15 protein-coding genes and 1 tRNA gene are annotated in these 14,852 nt (G+C 65.4%); 9 read left to right on the forward strand and 7 right to left on the reverse strand.

Annotation, left to right across the window (positions count from 1 at the left end):
* Positions 1 to 38: 38 nt before the first annotated feature.
* From menD to E0L29_RS06420, 3 genes are read right to left on the reverse strand one after another with little or no spacing between them, the layout of a single operon-like run.
* The gene (gene menD / locus E0L29_RS06410; RefSeq protein ID WP_131356501.1) at positions 39 to 1,784 is read right to left on the reverse strand and encodes a 2-succinyl-5-enolpyruvyl-6-hydroxy-3-cyclohexene-1-carboxylic-acid synthase; all 1,746 of its coding nucleotides are present in this window, start codon (positions 1,782 to 1,784) and stop codon (positions 39 to 41) included.
* Positions 1,781 to 3,193, reverse strand: a complete 1,413-nt coding sequence (locus tag E0L29_RS06415; RefSeq protein ID WP_131356503.1) for an isochorismate synthase — start codon at positions 3,191 to 3,193, stop codon at positions 1,781 to 1,783. Before E0L29_RS06415 ends, menD begins: the two co-directional genes overlap by 4 nt.
* A gap of 28 nt (positions 3,194 to 3,221) precedes the next feature.
* The gene (locus E0L29_RS06420) at positions 3,222 to 3,833 is read right to left on the reverse strand and encodes a tetratricopeptide repeat protein (RefSeq protein WP_131356507.1); all 612 of its coding nucleotides are present in this window, start codon (positions 3,831 to 3,833) and stop codon (positions 3,222 to 3,224) included.
* 186 nt (positions 3,834 to 4,019) lie between these two features.
* On the opposite strand from E0L29_RS06420, the gene E0L29_RS06425 reads away from it, so the two are divergent.
* Complete coding sequence (locus E0L29_RS06425) at positions 4,020 to 4,226, forward strand: heavy-metal-associated domain-containing protein (protein WP_131356510.1); 207 nt, start codon at positions 4,020 to 4,022, stop codon at positions 4,224 to 4,226.
* Positions 4,227 to 4,285: 59 nt separating this feature from the next.
* Positions 4,286 to 5,029, forward strand: coding sequence for an NYN domain-containing protein (locus E0L29_RS06430; protein ID WP_131356513.1), 744 nt, complete (start codon positions 4,286 to 4,288; stop codon positions 5,027 to 5,029).
* Positions 5,030 to 5,104: 75 nt separating this feature from the next.
* On the opposite strand, the gene E0L29_RS06435 is transcribed toward E0L29_RS06430, so the two are convergent.
* A tRNA-Asp gene (locus E0L29_RS06435) sits at positions 5,105 to 5,179 on the reverse strand.
* Between the two features lie 150 nt (positions 5,180 to 5,329).
* On the opposite strand from E0L29_RS06435, the gene E0L29_RS06440 reads away from it, so the two are divergent.
* From E0L29_RS06440 to kdsB, 4 genes are read left to right on the forward strand one after another with little or no spacing between them, the layout of a single operon-like run.
* Positions 5,330 to 6,673 (forward strand): citrate synthase, encoded by a 1,344-nt coding sequence (locus tag E0L29_RS06440; RefSeq protein ID WP_131356516.1) that lies wholly within the window; start codon positions 5,330 to 5,332, stop codon positions 6,671 to 6,673.
* A 52-nt stretch (positions 6,674 to 6,725) separates the two neighbouring features.
* Positions 6,726 to 7,013, forward strand: coding sequence for an Asp-tRNA(Asn)/Glu-tRNA(Gln) amidotransferase subunit GatC (gene gatC, locus E0L29_RS06445; RefSeq protein WP_131356519.1), 288 nt, complete (start codon positions 6,726 to 6,728; stop codon positions 7,011 to 7,013).
* 11 nt (positions 7,014 to 7,024) lie between these two features.
* Positions 7,025 to 7,330, forward strand: coding sequence for a DUF167 domain-containing protein (locus E0L29_RS06450; protein WP_131356522.1), 306 nt, complete (start codon positions 7,025 to 7,027; stop codon positions 7,328 to 7,330).
* On the forward strand, positions 7,327 to 8,082 hold the full coding sequence (kdsB, locus tag E0L29_RS06455; RefSeq protein WP_131356525.1) for a 3-deoxy-manno-octulosonate cytidylyltransferase: 756 nt from the start codon (positions 7,327 to 7,329) through the stop codon (positions 8,080 to 8,082). The genes E0L29_RS06450 and kdsB overlap by 4 nt, the downstream gene beginning before the upstream one ends.
* Here kdsB and xseA read toward each other — a convergent pair.
* On the reverse strand, positions 8,071 to 9,282 hold the full coding sequence (gene xseA, locus E0L29_RS06460; protein ID WP_131356528.1) for an exodeoxyribonuclease VII large subunit: 1,212 nt from the start codon (positions 9,280 to 9,282) through the stop codon (positions 8,071 to 8,073). The two genes, kdsB and xseA, sit on opposite strands and share 12 nt — an antisense overlap.
* 167 nt (positions 9,283 to 9,449) lie before the next feature.
* On the opposite strand from xseA, the gene E0L29_RS06465 reads away from it, so the two are divergent.
* Together E0L29_RS06465 and bchY are read left to right on the forward strand one after the other, a co-directional pair.
* The gene (locus E0L29_RS06465; RefSeq protein WP_131356531.1) at positions 9,450 to 10,436 is read left to right on the forward strand and encodes an HU family DNA-binding protein; all 987 of its coding nucleotides are present in this window, start codon (positions 9,450 to 9,452) and stop codon (positions 10,434 to 10,436) included.
* Positions 10,417 to 11,673, forward strand: coding sequence for a chlorophyllide a reductase subunit Y (gene bchY / locus E0L29_RS06470; RefSeq protein ID WP_131356534.1), 1,257 nt, complete (start codon positions 10,417 to 10,419; stop codon positions 11,671 to 11,673). The genes E0L29_RS06465 and bchY overlap by 20 nt, the downstream gene beginning before the upstream one ends.
* A gap of 126 nt (positions 11,674 to 11,799) precedes the next feature.
* Here the strand turns inward: bchY and frr are convergent, their stop codons facing one another.
* Together frr and rpmE are read right to left on the reverse strand one after the other, a co-directional pair.
* Positions 11,800 to 12,360 carry a ribosome recycling factor gene (frr, locus tag E0L29_RS06475; protein WP_131356537.1) on the reverse strand — a complete coding sequence of 187 codons (561 nt, stop codon included), beginning with the start codon at positions 12,358 to 12,360 and terminating at the stop codon, positions 11,800 to 11,802.
* Between the two features lie 49 nt (positions 12,361 to 12,409).
* Positions 12,410 to 12,637, reverse strand: coding sequence for a 50S ribosomal protein L31 (rpmE, locus tag E0L29_RS06480; RefSeq protein ID WP_131356540.1), 228 nt, complete (start codon positions 12,635 to 12,637; stop codon positions 12,410 to 12,412).
* Positions 12,638 to 12,717: 80 nt separating this feature from the next.
* On the opposite strand from rpmE, the gene recG reads away from it, so the two are divergent.
* A complete protein-coding gene (gene recG, locus E0L29_RS06485; RefSeq protein WP_131356544.1) occupies positions 12,718 to 14,826 on the forward strand; it encodes an ATP-dependent DNA helicase RecG in 2,109 nt (702 codons plus the stop codon).
* Positions 14,827 to 14,852 lie beyond the last annotated feature (26 nt).

A 14,852-nucleotide genomic window follows, 5' to 3' on the forward strand; every position in this document is an offset into this window, starting at 1 on the left:
CGCTTTTTGTGCGGAAGACGCAAAAGCAAACCCCCGTCTCAGCCGAAGGCCGACTCCGCCAGGGCGTTGAAGCGGGCCTGGAGGGTGCGGTGCCGCTCGACATTCTCCTGGCGCGAGGTGACGATTTCGATGAGGGTGCTTTTTTTCGAGCGGCCGGCTTCGAGGAAACACGCTTCGAACTCCCGGTTGGTGCGGGGCGCTGCGTAGCCGAGTCCGAACATCTCCGCCGCAGGCCGTGCACTGAAGTGCTGGGGGGTGGCGAAGTGCTCTTCGAAGATGTCGTCGCAGGCCGCCACCGGCAGGAACGAGAAGATCCCTCCTCCGTTGTTGTTGAGCAGCACGATGCGCATCGGACGGCTGAGCGAGGCGAGGAGCGAGAGTGCGTTGAGGTCGTGCAGGAAGGCGATGTCGCCGATGAGGAGCGTGCCTGCGGTTCCGAGTCCTTCGGCGAACCCTGCGCCGGTCGAGATGATGCCGTCGATGCCGCTGGCTCCCCGGTTGAGGGCCGTCCGGGGGCCCTCGGCGTGCGGGGCCGCGGAGAAGGAGTCGAGCATGCGCACCGCCATGCTGTTGGAGGTGAAGAGCGCCTCGTGCGGGGCGATGAGCTTCGAGGTGAGCCGTGCGGCGGAGATTTCACTCAGGGCGAGGCCGGGATCCGTGAGGGCGTCGAGCGTTTCGGCGCACCGCATGAAGAACCCTTCGGCCTCTTCGAGTATGCCGCAGGGTTGGCTCCGGCTGCCCGTGAGTTCGCGGGCGGCGGCTGCGATCGGCGACTCGACGGAGAGCTGTACCGGATAGTCGGGCTCGTAGCGCCAGGGGTGTTCGCGCACTACTACGTAGTGGTCGGGCTTCCAGGTCCTGAGTGCGGCCGAGGGATGGCGGGCGACGAGCCGCCCGCCGAAGTGCACGACGAGGTCCGGCCGGAAATGCTCCAGGAAGGCCGGTGAGGCGAAGGCCTGCTGCCACGCGCCGCGCCCCTTCTTCAGGCGGAGCCCGGAGGAGAGGTCGCAGTAGAGCGGCACCCGGAGGTCTTCCGAGAGCGCTTCGAGTGCGAGCGCGTCCTCACGGGAGCTCATGCTCCCGGCGATGAAGAGCGGGCTGTGGGCCCCGGAGAGCAGGCCGCGCAGGGTGGCGACGGCCCGGGCGTCCGGCCGGCGTTCGGGCTGCGGCGTGCTGGTGCGGGGCCGCCGGTCGATCTTCCATGCGCGGAGCGGCTCGAGCCAAGGGGTCTCGTCTTCGAAGGGTTCGGGGTCGAAGGGTTCGCGGAACGGCTGGTTCAGGTGGACCGGGCCGTTCGGGGATCCGAGGCTTCTTGCCACGGCGTGGCCGACGGTCGAGAGCAGCGACTGGAGCGGGATGTCGCTCGAGGGCAGCGGCAGCTGCATGTGCCAGCGCACGTAGCTGCCGAAGATGTTGTCCTGGCGGATGGTCTGGTTGGCACCGCATTCGAGCAGCTCGAAGGGGCGGTCGGCCGAGATGACGATCATCGGCACATGGTCGCTAGAGGCTTCGACGACCGCGGGGAAGTAGTTGGCCACCGCCGTGCCGGAGGTGCAGACGAGCACGGCGGGGCGGCCGGTGGCGCGGGCGTGGCCGAGGGCGAAGAACCCTGCGGAGCGCTCGTCGGGGAACATCTTCCACCGGGCGTCGGGGTTGCGGGCGACGGCCGCGGTGAGCGGCGTGGAGCGCGATCCGGGAGAGATGCAGAACATCGAGGCATCCTGGCGGACGAGCTCTTCGACGAGGACGGTGCTCCAGAGGGTCGTCACCTGGCGGTTGTTCACGGCGTGGCTCCGGTGATGGCGACGAGGTCGCCGATCTTCTGCTCGACCTCCGCCCACTCCAGCTCCGGGTCGGAGCCGCGCACGAGGCCCGCCCCGGAGTAGAGGCAGGCCGTGGCGCTTTGCACGAGGGCCGAGCGGATCCCGACGGCAAGCTCGCTCGAATCGCGGCTGATCCAGCCGACCGGCCCGGCGTACCAGCCGCGGGCGAAGGGTTCGAACTCGAGGATGCGGCGCATCGCCTCCTCTTTCGGCACCCCTCCGACGGCGGGCGTCGGGTGGAGGATGGAGAGCACCTGGCCGTCGCCGGCGCACTCGGGCTTCAGTTCGGCCGTGCAGCGGGCATAGAGGTGGGCGAGCCGGTTGAGCTGCAGCACCTGCACGTCGTCCTCCATCTCGATCCGCCGGCAGGCCGGCTGCAGTTCGCTCTCGATCATGTCCTTCACGAACCGGTGCTCCCTCAGATCCTTTTCGGAGGCCAGGAGGGCCCGGGAGGCGCATTCGTCGCTCAGCTCGGCATTCTCTTTCGAGCAGGTCCCGGCGAGGGCTTCGGTGAGGAGCCGGCGGCCGTCGCGACGGTAGAGACGCTCGGGGGTGAAGCTCAGGAACGCGCACCCCTCTTCGGGCTCGAAGTAGAACCGGTAGGTCGCGTTTTTCGGGTAGGGGTGGCGGAGGAGGATGAGCATCGGGTCGAAGGGGGCGGCGAACTCGAGGGTCGTGCGGCGGGCGAGCATGATTTTTTCGGTGCTGCCCTCTTCGAAGGTTTCGATCGCCCTCTGGCAGTTTCTGATCCATCCCTCGCGGTCGGGGCTGCAGGAGCGGCTGCGGACGGCCGGAATGCCGGCCGCTTCATCCGTGAGGGGGCCTTTGAGCGCTGAGAGGATGCGGCGGGCTTCAGCGGCCCGTTCGGCCGTCTCCTCCCTTGTGCCGGGCACGATCCGGCAGCAAAGGCTCTGCTCGCCGTTCTCCTCGGTGAGTTCGACGAGGGGGAGTATGAAGGAGAATGCGGGAAAGCGCTTCCACTCCTCCCTTTCGGCTTCGAGGCTGTTGAAGGCGATGCCCCCGAAGTATCTCGCGTCGTGCTTCTTTGTGCCCATCGTCTCCCCGAGGCGCCGGAAGACGGAGGCGTTGGGTTCACGGCCGGCGAAGCTCACCGTGTCGGCCGAACCGAGGCCGGCGGCGGTGAAGTCTCGCTCCCGGCTGCGCCAGAATATCTTCGGCCATGCCTTCTGCCGGGCGAGCCAGCGCATGGGGTCGATCGGCTCCACCTTCTGGCGGAACTCGACAAGGGTGCCCGTCGGGCGTCCTGCGCCGACGGCGTCCAGGGCCTGGAGTGCGGAGTCTATGGCTTCGGCCGCCTGTACTATGGGTAGGGGGGTGTCCTGTGGCGTGATGATATGCTGGTCACTCATAAGTATCGGTCGGCATGGTAGCGCCGGATCACGGCTTGCGTACGTCCGGCTTTTCCCCTTTCAAGTGGCTTTGCAGGGAAACGGCAAGATAATTGTTTTTATCAAGAAGCCAGTCATAAATCTGACGCGCCTCGGTCATCCTTCCGAGGTGCGTGAAGCAGACGGCGAGGTTGTAGTGGGCTTCGGTGAAGGCGTGGCTGTGTTCTATGGCCCCTTCATAGGCCGCCGCGGCTCCGCGGTAGTCCTTCAGCTGCATGAGCGCGTTGCCGAGGTCGTAGTGGCGCAGCGAGTCCGACGGGGCGCGTTCGAGGTGTTTTTGGAACCAGTCGCGGGCTTCGGGGTAGCGCTCCTGGTTGAAGCGCACCGCACCGAGCGAGTGGTAGGCGGCGTCGAGCTCCGGATCGAGCTTCAGCGCTTCCAGGTAGGTCTCGGCCGCAAGGTCGTATTGTTTCGAGCGTGCATAGGCGTTGGCCAGACTCAGCAGGGTTGCGGTGTCGCCGGGGCGCTGCCACACCTCCTGCTGCAGCCTCCTGATCTCGTTCTGGGGTTTCGAGCAGCCCGAGAGCAGGGGGAGCGCTCCGAGAGAGAGCGCGAGGAGCGCCCTGAGGAGCATGGTGCGGGGCCGGTGTGGAAGGTTCATGGTCGGAGTCCGTAGGCGGGTTCGGGATACACCGGGCTTCCCCATCCTCGAGTAATGCGGGCGGCGCGCGGCAGAAGGTAAAATATACGCACTCCCCCGGGCATCTGCCAAGGAAAGATTTTTTGATGGATCGCCGGCTGCGTACCTTACCTGTGGAAGCGGTGGACATCGAAAACGGGAGGAACGATGCGTATCGAACTGAAGGTCGAGGGGATGAGGTGCGGTGGCTGCGAGCGCTCGGTGAGGGACTTGCTCATGGAGCTTGAAGGCGTATCCGGGACCGAGGCCTCGCACGACGCGGGGACGGTCCGGGTGGACTACGACCCCGGCCTGGTCAGTCCGGAGGCCCTCAAAGCAGTCATCCGGGAGCTGGGGTTCAGGGTTGCGGGCTGAGCCTGCAACGGCAACGGACGGCAGGCGCATCCAACATAAACAGGGGAGGAACAGCCAGCATGGCAGAGGAACGATCGGACCGGCTCGCCGTACTCATCGACGCCGACAACACCCAGCCCGCCATTATCGAGGGGCTGCTCTCGGAAATTGCCAAGTACGGTACCTCGAACGTCAAGCGCATCTACGGTGACTGGACCTCGACGGCCCTGAAGGGCTGGAAGGAGGTGCTGCTCGAATACTCGATCCAGCCCATCCAGCAGTTCGGCTACACGAAGGGCAAGAACTCGACCGACAGCGCCATGATCATCGACGCCATGGACCTGCTCTATACAGGGCGCTTCAACGGCTTCTGCATCGTCTCGAGCGACAGCGACTTCACGAAGCTTGCCGTGCGCATCCGCGAGGCGGGGCTTACCGTCTACGGCTTCGGCGAGAAGAAGACCCCGGGTCCGTTCGTGTCCGCCTGCGACAAGTTCATCTACACCGAGGTGCTGCGGGCCAAGATCAACGAGAACGAGCCGATCAGGCGGAAGTCCGCTTCCGACCTGAAGCAGGACACCCGGCTCGTGCGCCTGCTTCGCAACGCGGTCGAAGCTTCCTCCGACGAGGCGGGGTGGGCACACCTGGCAGCCACCGGCAGCAACATCGCCAAGCAGTCGCCGGAGTTCGATCCGCGCAACTACGGCTACGGCAAGCTCGGTGAACTTATTGCAGCGACGAAACTGTTCGAGATTGACGAGCGGCTCGGAGCCGACGGCCAGTCGAAGTCGATCTGGCTGCGCGACAGGCGCAGGAGCGGCTGAGCGGGCTTCGGGGGAGCTGATGCGGGAGGGGGGAAACAGAAAAGGCCCCCGTGGAAGGGGACCTTGATTGTTCTGCGGAGCTGACGGGGCTCGAACCCGCGACCTCCTGCGTGACAGGCAGGCGCTCTAACCAGACTGAGCTACAGCTCCGTTGAAGAGTTGTAAATGTAGGTAGCGCCCCCCTGAAATCCAAAAAGTATTTTCCTTTTTTTTCTGAGTATATTATCCGCCCGAGGAGGGCCTTCTCGTGCCGCCTCCGGCTCTTCAGCTCTTCAGTTCAAGGATGAAACCACCCAAGCCATGACAGCTGCAACACCTTCAGGCATGCTTACCCTCACCGACAGCCGCACGGGAAAAACCTATGAGATCCCGGTGGAGAACGGTACGTTCAGGACCATGGACTTCCGCCAGATCAAGGTGTCGGACGACGATTTCGGCCTTCTCGGCTACGACCCCGGCTTCCTCAACACCGCATCCTGCAAGAGCGCCATCACCTACATCGACGGCGACCGGGGTATTCTCCGCTACCGCGGCTACCCCATCGAGCAGCTCGCCGAGCACAGCACGTTCCTCGAGACGGCCTACCTGCTCATCAAGGGCGAACTGCCGGACCGGGAGCGCCTCGACGCCTGGACCTACAACATCCGCCACCACACCATGACCCACTCCAACATCGTGAAGTTCATGGACGGGTTCCGCTACGACGCCCATCCGATGGGCATCATGGTCGGCATGGTGGGGGCGCTTTCGACCTTCTATCCCGACGCCAAGGAGATCACCAGCGAGGCTTCGCGCAAGCTCCAGGTGCGCCGCCTCATCGGCAAGATCCCGACGCTGGCCGCCATGAGCTACCGCCACAGCATGGGCTTCCCCTACGTCCTGCCGGACAACGATCTGAGCTACGCCGGCAACTTCCTCTCCATGATGTTCAAGATGACCGAGCACGACTACCGTCCGAACCCGGTGCTCGAGCATGCGCTCGACGTGCTCTTCATCCTGCACGCCGACCATGAGCAGAACTGCTCGACGAGCGCCGTGCGTGCCGTCGGCAGCTCGGGCGTCGATCCCTATACGGCCGTCGCGGCCGGTTGCGCCGCGCTCTACGGGCCCAAGCACGGAGGGGCCAACGAGGCGGTCATCCGCATGCTGCTCGAGATCGGCTCCGTCGAGAGGGTGCCGGAGTTCATCAGGGCGGTCAAGGCCGGAAGCGGCCGTCTTATGGGTTTCGGGCACCGGGTCTACAAGAACTACGACCCCAGGGCCAAGATCATCAAGAAGATCGCCTTCGAGGTGTTCGAGGAGACCGGCCGCAGCCCGCTGCTCGACATCGCGCTCGAGCTCGAGCGCATCGCCCTCGAGGACGACTACTTCATTTCGCGCAAGCTCTATCCGAACGTGGACTTCTACTCCGGATTGATCTACCAGGCGATGGGCTTCCCGCTCGACATGTTCCCGGTTCTTTTCGCCATCGGCCGCATTCCCGGCTGGCTCTCGCAGTGGACCGAGCATGTCCAGGACCCGGAGCAGAAGATCGCCCGTCCCCGCCAGATCTACCTCGGCGAGGAACAGCGCGACTGGGCGCCGATCGAAGGGCGGCTGAAGTGCCGGACGGAGGAGTGCGTCATGACCAGCTGCAGGCTTTAGATGCCGGCGGCCGCATCCGTTTCATCATTCAATCACCACGACCAAGCATACCATGTCCGTCACCAGAGAAAACGTCGAGTACATCGCCCAGCTCGCCCGGCTCAGCTTCACCTCCGATGAGGCTGAGCGGATGACCCAGGAGCTCAACAGCATCCTCCACTACGTCGAGAAGCTCAACGAGATCGACACCGAAGGCGTCGAGCCCCTGAGCAACATCCACGACCAGAAGAACGTGCTGCGCGACGACGTTGAGAGCCCCTCCATCGAGAACGCCCAGGCGCTCAAGAACGCACCCGACCGCCAGGACCGCTTCTTCCGGGTCCCGAAGGTGCTCGGCTAGGATTTTTTCCATTGGTCGAACTCCGCGAAAAGAAGGGCAGCGCCCTCCTGGGCGTCAGGGTACAGCCGCGTTCCTCGAAGAGCGCGGTTTCCGGCCCCTATGGCGGCATGCTGAAAGTCTCCCTGAAATCGGCGCCGGTCGACGACGCGGCCAACCGGGAGTGCTGCCGGCTCCTTTCGAAGCTGTTCTCCATATCCCGCGAGCGGGTATCCATCGTCTCCGGTGCTACCTCCCGTTCGAAAAGCGTCATGCTTGAAGGGCTCTCCGTGGACGAGGCCCGCCACATCCTCCGGAACTCCTCCATTCCCGTGCTATGAACGCCGCCATCCTCATTCCGGCCCGCCTCGATTCCAGCCGACTTCCCCGAAAGATGCTCGCCGACCTCGAAGGCGAGCCGCTCATCGTCCGCACCTGGCGCCAGGCCATGAAGTCGCGCCTGGCCACGGAGGTCGTCGTTGCGGCCGACAGCCCGGAGATCGTGCGGGTGCTCGAGCCGCTCGGGGCCCGGGTGGTGCTCACCCCTCCCGAGCTCTCCTGCGGCTCGGAGCGCATCGCCATGGCGGCCCGCGGCCTCGATGCCGACGTCCTGGTGAACCTGCAGGGGGACGAGCCGCTGATCAGTCCGGAGAACATCGATCTCGTCCTCCGTCCCTACTTCGACGCCCCCGAGGGTTCAACGCTGCCGGACTGCACCACCCTCGTTTTCCCGATCGGGGCCGGAAACCGGAGCGAGCTTGAGGACCCGCACGTGGTGAAGGTGGTGATGGACTGCAACGGCAGGGCGCTCTACTTCTCGCGCAGCCCCGTGCCCTACGTGCGCAACGCTTCATCTTCGCTCAGGCTCTACCGTCACGTCGGGCTCTACGCGTTCCGGGCCGATGTCCTGCAGCGCTTCGCTTCGATGCCGGTCTCGATGCTCGAGGCTGCCGAGTCGCTCGAGCAGCTCCGCCTGCTTGAGAACGGCTTCAGCATCCGCTGCATGGAGACCTCGACCGACAGCCCCGGGGTGAATACCGCCGAGGACCTCGAGCTGGTTCGCAGGATCCTTCGCGGCGGCTCAGCCGGGTGAGCAAAGATCGCCCCTGATCTCCGCTTCGAGGGTGCCGTCCCGGAACGAGAGTTCCACCCTGTCGCCTTCGCCGAGCGCGGCACCCCCCGTCACCACCTTCCCTTCTTTCTTTACGAGCACGTACCCCCTTTCGAGCGTCTTGCGGTAGTCGAGCAGGCTGAGGTGGCGCAGGGCCGCTTCGTGATGATGGAGGGTGTCGCGAAGGGTGGCGTTGAGCGTGAGCCGCATTCTCTCCGGGAAGGAGTCCGCCTCCCTTGAAAACTGCTCGATGAGGTTGAGCGGCCTGTTGAAGGCGTAGCTGCCGCGGATGGACTCTATCTCCCGTTCGGCTCCCTGGACCTTCGACATTGCCAGCGCCGACTGCCGGGAGGTATGCTCCCTCAGGGAGCGCAGCAGTTCGAGGCTGTCGGGGACGGCCAGCTCGGCCGCGATCGACGGGGTGCCGGCACGCAGGTCGGCCACCATATCGGCGATGGTGATGTCGGTCTCGTGGCCGACAGCGCTGATGACGGGGATCCCGGAGCGGTAGATCGCCAGGGCGACCGATTCCTCGTTGAAGGCCTGCAGATCCTCCATCGAGCCTCCTCCGCGCGCAACGATGAGCACGTCGGGGCGGGCTTCCCCCTCCTGGGCGTTGAACCACCTGAGGGCCTTCACCACGGAGGGGGCGGCGTCGCGCCCCTGCACCTTGACCGGGTAGAGCCGGAGCGCGGCGGCGGGGTAGCGCCGGGAGAGCACGTTCTGCATGTCTTCGATGACCGCTCCGGTCGGCGAGGTGATGAGGCCGATCGAGCGGGGGAAACGGGGCGGGCGTTTCTTGATTTCCTCACGGAACCATCCGAGTCCGGAGAGTTTCCGGAGGAGTTCGGCGAAGGCCAGCTGCAGGGCTCCCTGGCCTTCCTCGGTGATGCTTGAGCAGATCAGCTGGTAGCGTCCCGCCGGCATGTAGACCTCGAGCCGGCCTTCGGCAACGACGCTCATGCCGTCCCTGAGATCGGTCTGGAGGCGGGCCGCAGTGTGTTTCCAGACAACGGCCGGGACCTGGGCCCCCTCATCCTTCAGTGTGAGGTAGAGATGGCCCGAGCTGGGTTTCTTGCAGTTGGATATCTCGCCCCTCACCCGCACGGCGGGAAAGGTGGACTCGAGTTCGCCCTTGATCAGTCTCGTCAGTTCGCTGACCGAAAGTGCCGTCTGGGTCATCGGTTTTTTTCTGGTGGATCGGGTTGGCGGAAGGTCGCAATTTCTTTAAGTAAGAAAAAAAAACGGCATGGCCGGCCTCTTTTCCCCGCTCCTCCTCCCCCGGGGGATTTTTATGCGGGTATGTGTTATATTGGTTTCTTTTACGGCAATCTCCCCCTTATCCGCGCATGGCTGCATCCGACTGCATAGAGCGCCTCTCCGGCCTGCTTGGGCTCGAGCGTGACCGGGCCCGCTCCCTCCTTTCCCGCTTTTCAGCGGCGATGGCTTCCGCGCTTCTCGACGGCGGTGCGGTTTCGGTCCGGGGGCTCGGCTCCTTCAGTGTCAGCTACAGTGCCCCTTCGCGCATGGAGCGCGACGGCGAGAGGGTCTACACCCCGCCGTCGAACACGCTTGCCTGGCAGCGCCAGACGAGGGGCGACGACACCCTGCAGCTGCTCCGCACGGGGCTCGCACTCGAGGAGGACGAGGCGCGAAAGATTGCGCGCGCACTCAAGAAGGCGTTTACCGCCACCCTTCGCCGGAGGGAGCCCCTCTTGCTTTCCGGATTCGGCCGCTTCGAGCTTTCGGAGAAAAATCGCGTCCGCTTCCGCCCCGAGTCGGGACTTCTCGAGCTTGCCAACGGATCCTACGAGGGGCTTGCCTCCATACCGATGGCTTCGCCCGTCCGGCGGCGCATGGCCGTGCCGGCCCTCGTGGCGCTCTTCGCGGTTCTTGCCGCCTTTGTCGGGGGTTTTCTCGCCTTCCGTTCCGGCACGATCGCCGGACTGCCGCAGGCCCCACTCGGGTGGTTCCGTCCGGAGCCGGCCCGGGTTGCCGCCCCCTCCCTTCCTCCGCCGCCCCCTGTCGTCGCGCCTCCGGCTCCGGCGGAAGGGGTGCTGCTCGACGAGGGGGAGTTCACCATCGTGCTCGCCACCTTCTCGCTCCGCTCGACCGCCCTGCGCGAGCTCTCCCGCCTCGACTCCTCGGGCGTCGTTTCGGCCGTCTGGCCGGCATGGCAGGCCGGCAGGAAGTACTGGCGGCTGAGGACCGGCCGGTACCGGGACCGCAGCGAGGCGGTCGAAGCCATGCATGCCATGCCGCACGCCGTCGCCGGCGGCGCATATATCCAGAAGGTCATTAAACGGGTTGTCTCCCATGGGGAAAAAGAGCTGTAGCGGACTGCATCCGCAGTCGATGTGTCCCGCGTTCGGCGGGTTGAGGGTCCTTACCAGAATAGACGGCGCCCAGGTCTGCATGGCTGCCGACCAGGGGTGCCTGTACGGGCTCACCTTCGTGTCGCAGTTCTACGCGGCGCGCAAGTCCATCATCTCTTCCGGGCTGATGAACGCACAGATCTCCGGCGGCACGATGACCGACGATCTGCGGCGCACGATCGAGGAGATCGCCCTCGATCCTTCGGTCCGGCTCATTCCCGTTGTCAGCACCTGCGTTGCCGAGACCGCCGGCATCGCCGAGGAGCTGCTGCCGCGGCAGGCAGGCAACGCCGAGGTGGTGCTTGTGCGTCTTCCGGCTTTCCAGATCCGTACGCATCCGGAGGCCAAGGACGTGGCCGTGTCGACCCTGCTCGAGCGTTTCGGCGACTTCGCGGCCTCCAGGAAACCCAAATCGGTGGCCCTCGTCGGCGAGATCTTCCCGGTCGACGCCATGGCGGTCGGCGCCGTCCTGCAGAAGATCGGCGTCAGCTCCGTCGTGGCCCTGCCGGGCACGGCGCTCGAGGATTACCGCGAAGCGGGGAGGGCCGAAGCGGTGGCGGTGCTCCACCCCTTCTATGAAAAGACTGCCGCCCTGTTCCGGGAGCATGGCGCTTCCGTTGTCGAGGGCAACCCGATCGGAGCGAACGCCACGGCCGGATGGATCAGTCGCATCGGGGAGGCCCTCGGGCTCGATGCGGAGGCCGTCCGTGCCGTCGCCCAGGAGGAGGCTTCGAAGGTGCGCGAGGCGATGGCGCCGTTCTCCGGGCTCGAGGGCAGGGTGATGGTCGCCGGCTACGAGGGCAACGAACTCCCGGTCGTGCGCCTCCTGCTCGAGGCGGGCCTGGACGTGCCCTACGCTTCGACCTCCATCGCCCGCACCCCGCTCTGCCTGGAGGACGACCGGGTACTCTCGATGCTCGGCACCGAGGTCCGCTACCGGAAGTTCCTCGAGGACGACATGGCGGCTATCGAGGAGTACGCTTTCGACCTCGTCATCGGCACCACATCGCTCGACAGCTACGCCAAGGAACGGGGGATCCCGGCCATCTACTATACCAACAACATCTCCGCCCGTCCGCTCTTCTTTGCGGCAGGTGCCGCGACGGTGCTCGGCATGCTCGGCGGGCTGCTCCGCCGGAAAGAGGCCTGGAAGACCATGAAGGAGTATTTCGAGGGGACGCGCCAGGGACTTTCCTGAGGCGGCTGCTCTCCGGCGAAAGGGGCCTTCCCGGGGGTATGGCAGGGCGTGGGAATGCTGCGGCGGCTGTCGGCCGGTCGGGGTGCTGTACTGAAAAGGGTGGGGCGGAATAAGCGGGGGAGGCTGCTAGACCTCCATGATCTCTTTTTCCTTCTGCGCGATCAGCTCGTTGATCTGCTTCTCGTAGCGGTGCAGGAGGTCGTCGGCATCTTTCTTGCCGCGGTTGCGCTCGTCTTCTCCGATCTCCTTCTCCTTTTCGAGCTTTTCGATCTCCTGGATCATGTCGCGGCGGTGGTTGCGCAGGGAGACCTTGGAGTCCTCCCCGAACTTCCTGGTGAGCTTGACGAACTCCTTGCGGCGCTCTTCGGTGAGCGGGGGGATGGATACCCTGATGCTCTGGCCTTCGGCGGCCGGGTTGAGCCCGAGGTTGGCGTCGCGGATGGCTTTCTCGGCGGCGGCGACCATCGACTTGTCCCAGACCTGCACCATGAGGGTGTGGACGTCGGAGACGCCGATGTTGCCGACCTGCCTGAGCGGCATCGACTGGCCGTAGGCCTCGACCTTCACGCGGTCGAGCAGGGCCGTCGTGGCCTTTCCGGTCCTGATCGAAGCGATTTCATGCTGGAAGGCCTCGATGGTCTTCTTCATTTTCTGCTCGCTCTTCTTGCTGGCCTCTCTGACGCTCATGGCTCCTCTGGTTGGGTGTTAGGCTGTTTGCTCAATAGCGGGCGCCCGATTATTTTGCCTGTGCCTGGGCTGCTGCGGATTTGGCGAAGCGCTTGTTGAAGCGGTCCACGCGTCCTGCGGTGTCGACGAGGGTCTGCTTGCCGGTGTAGAACGGATGGCAGTTGCTGCAGATGTCGACCTTGATCGAGGGGCGGGTCGAACGGGTCACGAACGTGTTGCCGCAGTTGGCGCACTGGACGGTGACCTCGGTGTACTTCGGGTGAATATCTGATTTCATGTCGATCGTTGACTTTGTTGGCTCTGAACAATAAGGACGCTAATATACAAGATTTCCATTCCAGTTCCAACCAAATTGCCATGCCGGAACGTTCTTCCCTCGCTTCCCTGAAAGGGATGGGCCCGAAAAAGGTCGCGATCCTCCGTGAGGCGGGCCTCGGCACGTTCGAGGACCTTTTCGAGCTCTTCCCGCGCCGCTACCTCGACCGGCGCTGGATGACGCCCGTCCGCCAGCTTCGTGCGGGCCAGAGCGCGACCGTCGTCGGCACCGTGACGGCCGCCTCCGTGGAGAGCGGCCAGCGCGGGCGCTCCCGGTTCCGTGCGACGCTCTCCGACGGATCCGGGCAGCTGGAGCTGACCTGGTTCCGCGGCGTGCGCTACTTCTCGCGCGCCATAGCGGTGGGCGACGCGCTCGCCGTCTTCGGAAAGGTGGGGTATTTCGGCAGCCGTCCCCAGATGCAGCATCCCGACTTCGACCGGCTCGGCAGCGAGCGCCGGGAGGAGGGGAGCGACTTCTCGCTCTACAACACCGGCCGCATCATCCCGCTCTATGCGACGAGCGAAGCCATGAAGCAGTCGGGGCTCGGTTCCCGCCAGCTGCGTGCGCTCATGACACAGGCTTTCGACGTGCAGCCGCCCGGGGGTGCCGAGAACCTGAGCCATGAAGTCATCGCTTCGAACGACCTCATGGCGCTCGGCGAAGCCTACCGCGAAATCCACTTTCCCTCCTCTCCGGAGCGGCTCGATCGGGCGGTCCGGCGCATGAAGTGGACGGAGCTCTTCTATGCGCAGCTGCTCTTCGCGCTCCGCCGCCACACGGCGCGCCACCAGCGCAGCGCACCTCTCTTCACCCATTCGGGCGAGCATACGGCGGGCCTCTACCGGGCCCTGCCGTACGAGCTGACCGACGACCAGAAAAGGGTCGTCCGGGAGATCTACCGCGACCTCAGAAGCGGCAGCCCCATGCAGCGCCTCGTGCAGGGCGACGTGGGATCCGGCAAAACCGCCGTGGCCATGCTCTCGATGGCGCTTGCCGCCGACAACGGCCTGCAGTCGGCCTTCATGGCGCCGACCGAGATCCTGGCGGTGCAGCACTGGCTTTCTCTGCGGCGCTTCTTCGAGCCGCTCGGCCTCGAGGTCGCGCTGTTCAGCGGCAAGCAGCCGAAGCGGCTGCGCGAGGAGCTGCAGATGCGCCTGCGCGAGGGCGAGGTGCACCTTGCCGTCGGGACCCACGCCCTCATCGAGGATGCGGTGCGCTACCGCCGGCTCGGGCTCGTCGTCATCGACGAGCAGCACCGCTTCGGGGTGCTGCAGCGCAAGGCCCTGCAGGAGAAGGCCGAAAACCCGCACGTGCTGCTCATGACCGCGACCCCGATCCCGAGGACGCTCACGATGGGGGCGTTCGGCGATCTCGACGTGTCGGTGATCCGCCAGATGCCTTCCGGCCGCAGCCCGGTGCGCACCATCGTCAGGCCGGAGTCCGCCGTCGGGAAGGTCCACGACTTCATCCGCAGTGAGATCGCCGCCGGACGGCAGGCCTACGTCGTCTATCCGCTCGTCGAGGAGTCGGAGAAGAGCGACCTCAAGGCGGCGGTGGAAGGGTTCGAAGAGCTGTCCGGGTCGGTGTTTCCCGATCTCAAGCTCGGGCTCATCCATGGCCAGATGAACCCCGAGGAGAAAGACTCGGTCATGCGGCGTTTCCGTTCCGGCGAGCTCCAGCTGCTCGTCGGCACGACCGTCATCGAGGTCGGCGTCGACGTCCCGAACGCCACCGTGATCCTCATCGAGCACGCCGAGCGCTTCGGGCTCGCCCAGCTCCACCAGCTCAGGGGGCGGGTGGGGCGCGGAGCGCACCCCTCGAACTGCTTCCTGCTCTACCGGAAGCTTACCGAGGAGGCCCGCGAGCGGCTCCGGGCGATGGAGGGCACCACCGACGGGTTCGTGATTTCCGAGACCGACGCACGCATCCGCGGTGCGGGCAACCTGCTCGGCAAAGAGCAGTCGGGCACGGTCAGCGGGTTAAAGATCGCGGATCTCTCGCTCGATTTTGATATCATGCAGTCTGCCCGCAGCGCCGCCTTCGCCCTCGTCGAGGCGGATCCGGGGCTGCAGCGGCCGGAAAACGAGCCGGTGCGCCGGTGGTACCGGGAGCGGTGCCTGGGACGGCGCACCCTTGCCGACATCGGATGAGCCGGTCATACCACGCAATACGCAAA

Source organism: Chlorobium sp. N1, assembly GCF_004332115.1.
Taxonomy (GTDB): domain Bacteria; phylum Bacteroidota; class Chlorobiia; order Chlorobiales; family Chlorobiaceae; genus Chlorobium.